This window comes from Amycolatopsis sp. NPDC004378 (assembly GCF_053602455.1).
In genome coordinates, this window is sequence record NZ_JBSGDR010000014.1 from 44685 (window position 1) to 56164 (window position 11480).

An 11480-nucleotide genomic window follows, 5' to 3' on the forward strand; every position below is an offset into this window, starting at 1 on the left:
CCGAGGTCGCGGTGAGGACAGATTTGCCGACAACGACCCGGCTACCGGCCGTCACGAGACGCGAGGAGCACCAGCGGGAGCAGCGCGAGCACCCCGCCGACGACCGCGACCAGCGCGTACCCGCCACCCGCGAAGAGCTGCCCGGACCCCAGCCCGGCCAGCGCGGACGCCGACCAGACGACCGCGTCGACCGTGCCCTGCACCCGGCTGCGCGTCTCCGGCGCGAGGTCGCGGCTCAGCTGCGCGCTGCCGCCGACGAACACCAGGTTCCAGCCGTACCCGAGCAGGAACAACGCCACGGGCAGGCCGGACGTGTGCGCCGTCGGGGCCGCGAGCGCGGTCGCCGTCGACAGGGCCAGCACGCCGAGGCCCGCGTTGACCGTCACGCGCGGGCCCCAGCGGTCGGCGATCCGGCCGGACAGCGGGGCCAGCGCGAACATGCCGAACAGGTGCGCACTCAGCGCCCAGCCGACGACGTCGAGGCCGTGGCCGTGGTTCTCCAGCTGCACCGGCGTCATCGTCATCACCGCGACCATGGTCAGCTGCGCGGCCACCATCGCGACCTGCGGCCGGCCGACACCGGTCGCCCGCACCGGCGCGGCCGCGGGTGCTGTCCGCGCGGGTGGGACGTGCCGCGGCAGGAACGCCGCCGCGAGCGCCGCCCCCGCGGTGGTCACGACGGCGACCGCGACCGGCCCGGACAGCGGTGGCCAGCCGAAGCTCCCGGCGACGTCCGCCGCGGGGGCCATCAACGCCGGCCCGGCCAGCGCGCCGATCGTCCCGCCCCAGACGACGGTCGAGAGCGCGCGGCCCCGGCGGTCCTCCGGGTAGAGGTCCGCGGCCAGGTAGCGCGACAGCTGCGCGCCGCCGTTGCCGAGGCCGACCAGCAGGATGCCGAGCAGGAGTGGCACCAGCGACGTCGTCAGGGCACCGGCGAACGCGACCAGGGCGCCGAGCGCCGCGACGCCGTACCCGCCGACCAGGACGCGGCGACGGCCGTGGCCGGGCAGCAGCCAGCCGACGCAGAGCGCACCGGCGGCCGTGCCGAGCACGTTCGCGACGCTCGGCAGGCCGCTCCAGCCCGGCCCGCTGCCCGCGGCGACGATCAGCGTCGCCGCCGTGCTCAAGCCGACCGTCGCGGTGTTGAGCAGCGCGACGCCGGTGAACAGCGCTCCCATCGACCTGGTCCGGCCGGTCATCGTCATGGTCCCCATGACCAGCAACGTTAGGGATTTCGCGCCGCGCTTCGAAGGGCCGGCGAACGGCATTTCGGTCGCCTCGGCCGCGCTTCGGAAGGAAGATGGGCGCCATGACCTTTCGTTCGGAAAAGGCCCTGGACGACGTCGACTGGCGGCTGCTGGACCTGCTGCAGGCCGACGGGAGGCTGTCGTTCAAGGAGCTCGGCCGGCGGATCAACCTGTCGGCGCCGGCGGTCGCCGAGCGGGTGCGGCGGCTGGAGGAGACCGGCGTGATCACCGGCTACCGAGCGCAGGTCGACGCGCGGCGCGCGGGTCAGCCGCTGCAGGCGTTCGTCGAAATGCGCTGCGCGCTGAGCAGCTGCCTGCTGAAGACGTCGAAGTCCGAGGACTACCCGGAAGTCGTCGAGATCCACCGCCTGTCCGGCGACCACTGCACGATGCTGAAGATCCGGGCGGCGTCGCTCGAACACTTCGAGGGCCTGCTGGAACGGCTCGGCAAGCACGGCGAACTGCGATCGTCGGTAGTGCTGTCGACGCAGTACGAAGGCCGGCCGGTGCGCCCGCCGTCCGACGACTTCCTCCGCGCGTCGAAGCCCGAAGGCTGGTCGTAACCCGAAGGGCTGCCCGGAAGGCGGCTGTTCGTCCGGTGCCGACCTGCATCCTGACGCGGCAGGCCGCCGGACACGTACTTCGACTTCCCGGTCACGCACTGCCTGCCCTGAACAGCAAAGCGCCCCCGGCCCACAGTGGACCGGGGGCGCTGTTCGGTTCGGTCAGGCCGCGTTCCGGCGTCGCCGGGCGGTGAGCACCAGGCCCCCGCCGAGCGCGAGGGCGACCAGCGCGAGCGCGCCCAAGCCGAGAGCCTCGACGCCGGTGCTGGCCAGCCCGCTGCCGCCGGTTTCGCCGCCACCGGCGCCGCCGGCCGCACCGGTGGTGGAGGTCGGCGGGGTGGCGGTGCAGTCGGCCGGGTTAGCAGGCACGGTCGGAAGGGGCGCGTCACCTTCGGCGACGTCGATCCCGACCCGGCTGACCGAGTCGCCCCAAACGTCGATGGCGGTCGGGTTCTCGTACGTGACCTTCCAGCCCTTCGGCGGCAGCAGGTACAGCCGGTACGCGGGTCCGGGCGCCACGTCGTGGAACTCGAAGTGCCCCTTCGCGTCCGTAGTCGCCTCACCGGTGACCGGGCAGTGCAGGTCGGAGACCAGCACCACCTTCACCCCGGCCAGTCCCCCGTTCTTCCCGTGGGTGACGTCCCCGGAGACACTGCCCTTGGCGCCCGGCACGGCGGCCCGGTCGTCGGCCTGCGCGTGGTTGTCGATGTCGACCTCGTAATACCCGAAGTCACAGGACGCGGCGACGAAACCGCGGTTGAACGCGGCCTTCGGCACCGTGTCGGTGACATCGAACGTGCGAGTCTCGCCCGCGGCGAGATCCACGCCGCGGGACCAGACCAGGTCGCCCCAGCCGGGCCCGGAGCCCTGCAGGACGTAGTCGCTCCCGACCCGGTTGCACTCCGCCACGACACCCCGGAGCGGGATGGCGCCCGAGTTCGTAAGCGTCACGGTGACGTGCGCGAGGTCGCCGACCTTGTAGCTGTCCTGGGTGAAGGCCATAGATGCCTTGAGCGCGCCGTTGAGCGGCGGTGCGCCGCGGACGTCCAGGTGGGTGTCCGCGCCGATCCGGACGGTGTGGAACGGGAACAGCCAGCCGTCGGCCACCTCGCCGCCGACGTAGTACTCCGCGCCCGGGACGTCGAAGGTGATCTTCCCGTCGGGGCCGCTGGTGGCGGTGTACGTGCCGGTGCCGTTGACGTATCGCAGGGTGAGCTTGACACCGGCCAGTTCCTCGCCCGCGTCACGTGCGCCGTTGCCGTTCTTGTCGCCGTAGACGACGCCTTCCGCGTGGCCGGGCGCCGCGACGACCTTCGCGTCCGCGCTGAACGTGCCGACGCCGAAGTGGGTCGCGTCGAAGACGACTCCCTTCAGGACAGTGGAAGCCTGGCTGACGTCCCTGACCTTCCCCGTGCCGTTGAGCACGAAGGACTTGCCGGGCTCGAGGTCGAGGCCCGGGGTGCCGCTGGTGAGCGGACCCCAGCCCGGCTCGTAGGGGACGTACAGGTCGGTCGGCGCGAAGATGTCCTGGGAAACCCACAGGCCCTTCGCCGTGGTCGAGCCGATGTTCGTCACCGTGAAGGTGAAGTGGATGTCCTCATTGGTCTGGTAAGAGTCCTTGTCCAGGGACACCGACACGTCGACCTGGGCGCGCTGCGGCGGCTCGTCCTGCGGTTTCGCCGCGGGCTTGCTCTCCGACGCACTCGGCGTGGTGGACGCCGGCGCCTCGGAGCTGCTCGGCGGGGCCGGTTCCGAAGTGGACGGCGCCGTGGTGGTCGTCGTCGGGTCGTCCTCCGCGCCGGCCGGGCCGGCGAACCCGGCGGTCAGCAACGCCGCGGCCGCGAGCACGGCGAAACAACGCACGATGGGTCTCGCGCTTCTGGATTTGTTCACGAACAGTCACCCCTGAATACCCGTTGGAAACGCGCAAAGCCCCCGAACCGCGTGAACCGGGTTACTGTAGCGAATTTCGCCGGGGCGAGGGTGACGTTTGCGAAACGGGAAAGGCCCCCGCCGGAAACCCGGCGAGGGCCTTTCCCGTTGAGCGGGACTGCGGGCTCAGCGGAAGTCGCGACCGAAGTCGTAGTCGTCCAGCGGGACCGCGGCACCGGTGCCCGTACCGAACACGTCCGGGGTGTAGTAGCCGTCGTCGTAGGACGGGATCGCGTACGCCGCGACCCGGGCCTCTTCCGTCGGCTGCACCTGGATGTTGCGGTACTTGTTGATGCCCGTACCGGCCGGGATCAGCTTACCGATGATCACGTTCTCCTTGAGGCCCACGAGCTTGTCCGAACGGCCGTTGATAGCCGCGTCGGTCAGGACTCGCGTGGTCTCCTGGAACGAGGCCGCCGACAGCCACGAGTCCGTGGTCAGCGACGCCTTCGTGATACCCATCAGCACCGGACGGCCCGAAGCCGGCTCGCCGCCCTCGGCGACCGCGGCCCGGTTCGTCGCCTCGAACTTGGTCCGCTCGGGCAGCTCGCCCGGGAGGAAGTCCGTGGCACCGGAGTCGATGATCGTCACGCGGCGCAGCATCTGCCGCACGATGACCTCGATGTGCTTGTCGTGGATCGACACGCCCTGCGCCCGGTACACCTTCTGGACCTCGTCCGTCAGGTGCATCTGCGCCTCGCGCGGCCCCATGACCCGCAGGACCTCGTGCGGGTCCGGCGTGCCCTCGAGCAGCTGCTGACCGACGTTGACGTGGTCGCCGTCGCCCAGCGGGCCGTTCGGGGTGTTCGCGAGCCGCTGACGCTTGGACAGCTTGTCGAAGACGATCTCTTCGCCGCCGTCGTCCGGGATCAGCGTGATCTTCCAGAACCGCTCGCTCTCCTCGATGCGCACGCGGCCATCGACGTCGGCGATCGGCGCCTTGCCCTTCGGCACCCGAGCTTCGAAGAGCTCCTGGACACGGGGCAGACCGGTCGTGATGTCGTCACCGGCGACACCACCCTGGTGGAACGTACGCATCGTCAGCTGCGTACCGGGCTCACCGATCGACTGGGCCGCGACGATACCCACGGCCTCGCCGACGTCGACGAGCTGACCGGTCGCCATCGAGCGGCCGTAGCAGGTCGCGCAGATGCCGACGGCCGACTCGCAGGTCAGCACCGAGCGGACCTTGACCTTCGAGATGCCGCTGGAGAGCAGCTTCTCGATGGCCGGGTCGCCGATGTCGTCGCCCGCGTTCAGCACGACGTTGCCCTTGGCGTCCACCGCGTCCGTCGCGAGGTTCCGCGCGTACACGGAGGTCTCGACGTGCTGGTCGCGCAGGACCTTGCCGTCGCCGATGTCCTCGCCGATCGGCATCATGATGCCGCGGGTGGTGCCGCAGTCGATCTCGCGGACGATGACGTCCTGCGAGACGTCCACCAGACGCCGGGTCAGGTAACCCGAGTCCGCGGTCCGGAGCGCCGTGTCCGCCAGGCCCTTCCGGGCACCGTGCGTCGCGATGAAGTACTCCGCCACCGACAGGCCCTCACGGAAGTTGGCCTTGATCGGACGCGGGATGTACTCACCCTTCGGGTTGGACACCAGGCCACGCATGCCGGCCAGCGACCGGACCTGCGTCATGTTGCCCGCCGCGCCCGACTTCACGATCATGGCGATCGGGTTGTCGTCCGGCAGCGCCGTCTCCATGATCTTGTGGACCTCTTCGGTGGCCTGCGTCCACACCTTGACGAGCTCGTTGTTCCGCTCGGCGTGCGACAGCTGACCACGCTGATAGCGCTTCTCCACCTGGGAGGCCTTGCCCTCGTACTCGTCGAGGATGGCCTTCTTGCCTTCCGGCACCAGGACGTCGGAGATCGCCACGGTGACACCCGACCGGGTCGCCCAGTAGAAGCCGGCGTCCTTCAGCCGGTCCAGGGTCTGCGCGACCTGGGTCATCGAGTACCGCTCCGCGAGGTCGTTGACGATCGCGGCCTGCCGCTTCTTCGGCATCGGCTCGTTGATGAACGGGTAGTCCGCCGGCAGCAGGTCGTTGAACAGCACGCGGCCCAGGGTCGTCTCGGCCAGCCACGCCTTGCCCGGCTCCCAGCCCTTTTCCGCGAGCGCCGCCTCGTCGGCCTTCGCCGGCTGACGGTCGGTGACGCGGATCTTGATCGGGGCGTGCAGGCCTAGCGCCTTGCGGTCGAAGGCCATGATGGCCTCGGCCGGCGACGAGTACGCGTTGCCCGCGCCCTCGGCCTTCTCGTTCAGACGGGTCAGGTGGAACAGACCCGTGACCATGTCCAGTCGCGGCATGGCGAGCGGACGGCCCGACGCCGGCGACAGGATGTTGTTCGCCGACAGCATCAGGATCCGGGCCTCGGCCTGCGCCTCGGCCGACAGCGGCAGGTGCACCGCCATCTGGTCACCGTCGAAGTCCGCGTTGAACGCCTCGCAGACCAGCGGGTGCAGCTGGATGGCCTTGCCCTCGACCAGCTGCGGCTCGAAGGCCTGGATGCCGAGGCGGTGCAGGGTCGGCGCACGGTTCAGCATCACCGGGTGGCCGGTGATGACCTCTTCCAGCACGTCCCACACCTGCGGCCGCGAGCGCTCCACCATCCGCTTGGCGGACTTGATGTTCTGCGCGTGGTTCAGGTCGACCAGCCGCTTCATGACGAACGGCTTGAACAGCTCGAGCGCCATGTCCTTCGGCAGACCGCACTGGTGCAGCTTCAGCTGCGGGCCGACGATGATGACCGAACGGCCCGAGTAGTCGACGCGCTTGCCGAGCAGGTTCTGGCGGAACCGGCCCTGCTTGCCCTTGAGGAGGTCGGACAGCGACTTCAGCGGCCGGTTGCCCGGGCCGGTGACCGGACGCCCGCGGCGGCCGTTGTCGAACAGCGCGTCGACGGCCTCCTGCAGCATCCGCTTCTCGTTGTTGACGATGATCTCGGGCGCGCCGAGGTCGATCAGCCGCTTGAGGCGGTTGTTCCGGTTGATCACCCGGCGGTACAGGTCGTTCAGGTCGGAGGTCGCGAAGCGGCCACCGTCCAGCTGCACCATCGGGCGCAGGTCCGGCGGGATGACCGGGACGGCGTCGAGCACCATGCCGCGCGGGTCGTTGCCGGTGGCCTGGAACGCCGCGACGACCTTGAGCCGCTTCAACGCGCGGAGCTTCTTCTGCCCCTTGCCGTTGCGGATCGTGTCGCGCAGGCTCTCGGCCTCCGCGGCGACGTCGAACTCGGTGGCCAGCTTCTGGATGGCCTCCGCGCCCATGCCGCCGGTGAAGTACTCGCCGTAGCGGTCGACGAGCTCGCGGTAGAGCAGCTCGTCGGCGATCAGCTGGCGGGTGTCGAGCTTCGTGAAGGTCGTCCAGACCTCCTCGAGGCGGTCCAGCTCGCGACCGGCGCGGTCACGCAGCTGGCGCATCTCGCGCTCGCCGCCCTCCTTGACCTTGCGGCGGACGTCGGACTTGGCGCCCTCCGCCTCCAGCTCGGCCAGGTCGGCTTCCAGCTTCTGCGCACGGGCCTCGATGTCCGCGTCACGCTTGGTCTCGAGGTTCTTGCGCTCGACGCCGATCTCGTTCTCGAGGGTCGGCAGGTCGTTGTGGCGCAGCTCCGTGTTCACGCCCGTGATGACGTAAGCAGCGAAGTAGATGATCTTCTCGAGGTCCTTGGGCGCCAGGTCCAGCAGGTAGCCCAGGCGGGACGGGACACCCTTGAAGTACCAGATGTGGGTGACCGGCGCGGCCAGCTCGATGTGGCCCATCCGCTCACGGCGCACCTTGGCGCGGGTCACCTCGACGCCGCAGCGCTCACAGATGATGCCCTTGAAGCGGACGCGCTTGTACTTGCCGCAGTAGCACTCCCAGTCCCGGGTCGGGCCGAAGATCTTCTCGCAGAAGAGGCCGTCCTTCTCGGGCTTGAGCGTCCGGTAGTTGATGGTCTCCGGCTTCTTGACCTCGCCGTACGACCACTGACGGATGTCGTCGGCCGTGGCGAGACCAATGCGGAGCTCATCGAAGAAGTTGACGTCCAGCACGTCTAAGTCCCCTTGGGGTTGTATCGGCTAGAAGAGGGGTCGGCGGTGGAGCGGGGACCCACGGGAGGCAGGTCCCCGCTCGACACCGGATCAGTGCACGACGTCGTCCACCGAGGGCGACTCGTTGCGGGACAGGTTGATGCCGAGGTTGGCCGCGGCGCGCTCGAGGTCCTCGTCGTCGGAGTCGCGCATCTCGATCGCCGCGCCGTCGCTGGAGAGCACCTCGACGTTGAGGCACAGCGACTGGAGCTCCTTGAGGAGCACCTTGAACGACTCCGGGATGCCCGGCTCGGGGATGTTCTCCCCCTTGACGATGGCTTCGTACACCTTGACGCGGCCGACCACGTCGTCCGACTTGATCGTCAGCAGCTCCTGCAGCGTGTAGGCAGCGCCGTACGCCTGCATCGCCCAGCACTCCATCTCACCGAAGCGCTGGCCACCGAACTGCGCCTTACCACCCAGCGGCTGCTGCGTGATCATCGAGTACGGGCCGGTGGAGCGGGCGTGGATCTTGTCGTCGACCAGGTGGTGCAGCTTCAGGATGTACATGTAGCCGACCGACACCGGGTACGGGTACGGCTCGCCGGAGCGGCCGTCGAACAGCGTGGCCTTGCCGTTCTCCTTGACCATGCGCTCGCCGTCGCGGTTCGGCTTGGTCGCCCCGAGCAGCCCGGTGAGCTCCTCTTCCTTCGCGCCGTCGAACACCGGGGTGGCGGTGTTCGTGTTCGGCGCGACGTCGTAGAGCTCCTCGGACAGGTTGGCCGCCCACTCGGGGTTGCCCTCGATCGTCCAGCCCTGCGAGGCCAGCCAGCCCAGGTGCAGCTCGAGGATCTGGCCGATGTTCATCCGTCGCGGCACACCGTGGGTGTTCAGGATGATGTCGACCGGGGTGCCGTCCTCCATGAACGGCATGTCCTCGACCGGCAGGATCTTGCCGATGACACCCTTGTTGCCGTGCCGGCCGGCGAGCTTGTCGCCCGGCTGGATCTTGCGCTTCTGGGCCACGTAGACGCGGACCAGCTCGTTGACGCCCGGGGGCAGCTCGTCGTCGTCCTCGCGCGAGAACACGCGGATGCCGATGACCTTGCCGGTCTCGCCGTGCGGCACCTTCAGCGAGGTGTCGCGGACTTCGCGGGCCTTCTCGCCGAAGATCGCGCGGAGCAGGCGCTCCTCCGGGGTCAGCTCGGTCTCGCCCTTCGGCGTGACCTTGCCGACCAGGATGTCGCCGTCGCGGACCTCGGCACCGATGCGGATGATGCCGCGCTCGTCGAGGTCGGCCAGGACCTCCTCGGAGACGTTCGGGATGTCCCGGGTGATCTCCTCGGCGCCCAGCTTGGTGTCGCGGGCGTCGATCTCGTGCTCCTCGATGTGGATCGACGTCAAGACGTCGTCCTGCACCAGGCGCTCGGAGAGGATGATCGCGTCCTCGTAGTTGTGGCCCTCCCACGGCATGACCGCGACGAGCAGGTTCTTGCCGAGCGCCATCTCACCGTTCTCGGTGGACGGGCCGTCGGCGATGACCTGACCCTGCTCGACCCGGTCGCCCTCGTTGACGATCGGGCGGTGGTTGAAGCAGGTGCCGTGGTTGGAGCGGCGGAACTTGTACAGCCCGTAGCTCTTCCGCGTGCCGTCGTCGTGCATGATCGTGATCAGGTCCGCCGAGAGCTCCTCGACGATGCCGGCCTGCTCGGCGACGAGCACGTCACCGGCGTCGACCGCGGCGCGCAGCTCCACACCCGTGCCCACGTACGGGGCCTGGTTGCGCAGCAGCGGCACGGCCTGGCGCTGCATGTTCGCACCCATCAGGGCGCGGTTGGCGTCGTCGTGCTCGAGGAACGGGATCATCGCCGTCGCGACCGAGACCATCTGCCGCGGCGAGACGTCCATGTAGTCGATGTCGAGCGGGTCGATCAGCTCGACCTCGCCACCCTTGCGGCGGGCCATGACGCGGTCTTCGATGAAGGTGCCGTCGTCGGAGATCGGCGCGTTGGCCTGGGCCTTGACGTACCGGTCCTCTTCGTCCGCGGTCAGGTAGTCGACCTGGTCGGTGACCCGGCCCTCGACGACCTTGCGGTACGGCGTCTCGATGAAGCCGAACGGGTTGACCCGCGCGTACGAGCAGAGCGAGCCGATCAGGCCGATGTTCGGGCCTTCCGGCGTCTCGATCGGGCACATCCGGCCGTAGTGCGACGGGTGGACGTCCCGGACCTCCATGCCGGCGCGCTCACGGGACAGACCGCCCGGGCCGAGGGCCGAGAGACGACGCTTGTGCGTCAGGCCCGAGAGCGGGTTGTTCTGGTCCATGAACTGCGACAGCTGCGAGGTGCCGAAGAACTCCTTGATCGCCGCGCCGATCGGGCGGATGTTGATCAGGGTCTGCGGCGTGATCGCCTCGACGTCCTGCGTCGTCATGCGCTCGCGCACGACGCGCTCGGTGCGGGAGAGGCCGACCCGGATCTGGTTCTGGATCAGCTCGCCGACCGTGCGCAGGCGCCGGTTGCCGAAGTGGTCGATGTCGTCGGTCTCGACCGGCACCTCGGTGCCGTTCTGCGCGTCCATCTTGTCCTCGCCGGCGTGCAGCCGGACCAGGTACTCGATGGTCGTGACGATGTCCTCTTCGGTCAGCGTCCCGGTGTCGTACGGCGTGTCGAGGCCGAGCTTCTTGTTGACCTTGTACCGGCCGACCTTCGCCAGGTCGTAGCGCTTCGCCTTGAAGAACAGGTTCTCCAGCAGGGTCTGCGCGCTCTCCTTCGTGGGCGGCTCGCCCGGGCGGAGCTTGCGGTAGATGTCGAGCAGCGCCTCGTCGGTGCCGGCGGTGTGGTCCTTCTCGAGGGTGGCCAGCAGCGTCTCCGAGAAGGAGAAGCGCTCGCGGATCGCCTCGGTGGTCCAGCCCAGTGCCTTCAGCAGCACGGTGACCGGCTGGCGGCGCTTGCGGTCGATGCGGACGCCGACGGTGTCGCGCTTGTCGACGTCGAACTCGAGCCACGCACCGCGGCTCGGGATCACGCGGACGCTGAAGACGTCCTTGTCGGTCGTCTTGTCGACGTCCTTCGAGTAGTAGACACCCGGCGAGCGGACCAGCTGGGACACGACGACACGCTCGGTGCCGTTGATGATGAACGTGCCCTTGTCGGTCATGACCGGGAAGTCGCCCAGGAAGACCGTCTGGCTCTTGATCTCGCCCGTGTTGTTGTTGACGAACTCGGCCGTGACGAACAGCGGCGCGGCGTACGTCATGTCCTTGTCCTTGCACTCCTCGATCGAGGCCTTGACCTCGTCGAAGCGCGGAGCGGAGAAGGACAGGGACATCGAGCCGGAGAAGTCCTCGATCGGGGAGATCTCGTTCAGGACCTCTTCGAGGCCGCCGATCGGGTTCTCTTCTCCTTCTTCGACACGGCGTTCGAACCACGCTTCGTCCCCGGTGAACCACTGGAACGACTGGATCTGGACGTCGAGCAGGTTGGGGGTGCTGAGGGGTTCGCGAATCTTTGCGAAGGAAACCCGCTTGGGCGCGCCGGGGATTCCCGTGGACTCCGAGCGAGATTCAGCCGAGGTGGTCGCAGCAGTGGCCTGGTTCGCGGGAGAGACTGCCAAGATGCGTCCTTCCGGGGACAATGAGCGGTGACGGCCGCCATAGCAACAGCTATCAGCGACTGTCAAGGGTGCCGTGTGCCCACTATCCTAACTACCGGCTCCGGGC

The 11480-nt window shown here is 68.9% G+C and carries 5 protein-coding genes; 1 reads left to right on the top strand and 4 read right to left on the bottom strand.

Features of this window, described 5'->3' with window-relative positions; genetic code table 11:
- Positions 1-41: 41 nt before the first annotated feature.
- On the bottom strand, positions 42-1214 hold the full coding sequence (locus ACWEN0_RS32780; RefSeq protein ID WP_451982379.1) for an MFS transporter: 1173 nt from the start codon (positions 1212-1214) through the stop codon (positions 42-44).
- Positions 1215-1309: 95 nt separating this feature from the next.
- Here ACWEN0_RS32780 and ACWEN0_RS32785 point away from each other — a divergent pair, with 95 nt between their 5' ends.
- Complete coding sequence (locus ACWEN0_RS32785) at positions 1310-1810, top strand: Lrp/AsnC family transcriptional regulator (RefSeq protein WP_451982382.1); 501 nt, start codon at positions 1310-1312, stop codon at positions 1808-1810.
- 162 nt (positions 1811-1972) lie between these two features.
- Here the strand turns inward: ACWEN0_RS32785 and ACWEN0_RS32790 are convergent, their stop codons facing one another.
- The 3 genes from ACWEN0_RS32790 to rpoB form a co-directional block, all read right to left on the bottom strand.
- The gene (locus ACWEN0_RS32790; RefSeq protein WP_451982385.1) at positions 1973-3703 is read right to left on the bottom strand and encodes a hypothetical protein; all 1731 of its coding nucleotides are present in this window, start codon (positions 3701-3703) and stop codon (positions 1973-1975) included.
- A gap of 165 nt (positions 3704-3868) precedes the next feature.
- Positions 3869-7780, bottom strand: coding sequence for a DNA-directed RNA polymerase subunit beta' (locus ACWEN0_RS32795; RefSeq protein ID WP_451982388.1), 3912 nt, complete (start codon positions 7778-7780; stop codon positions 3869-3871).
- Positions 7781-7870: 90 nt separating this feature from the next.
- Positions 7871-11374, bottom strand: coding sequence for a DNA-directed RNA polymerase subunit beta (rpoB, locus tag ACWEN0_RS32800; protein ID WP_451982391.1), 3504 nt, complete (start codon positions 11372-11374; stop codon positions 7871-7873).
- Positions 11375-11480: the final 106 nt, after the last annotated feature.

Coding starts and splice junctions, on each gene's coding strand:
- ACWEN0_RS32780 (WP_451982379.1), bottom strand. CDS start 1,214: ATGGGGACCATGACGATGACCGGCCGGACCAGGTCGATGGGAGCGCTG.
- ACWEN0_RS32785 (WP_451982382.1), top strand. CDS start 1,310: ATGACCTTTCGTTCGGAAAAGGCCCTGGACGACGTCGACTGGCGGCTG.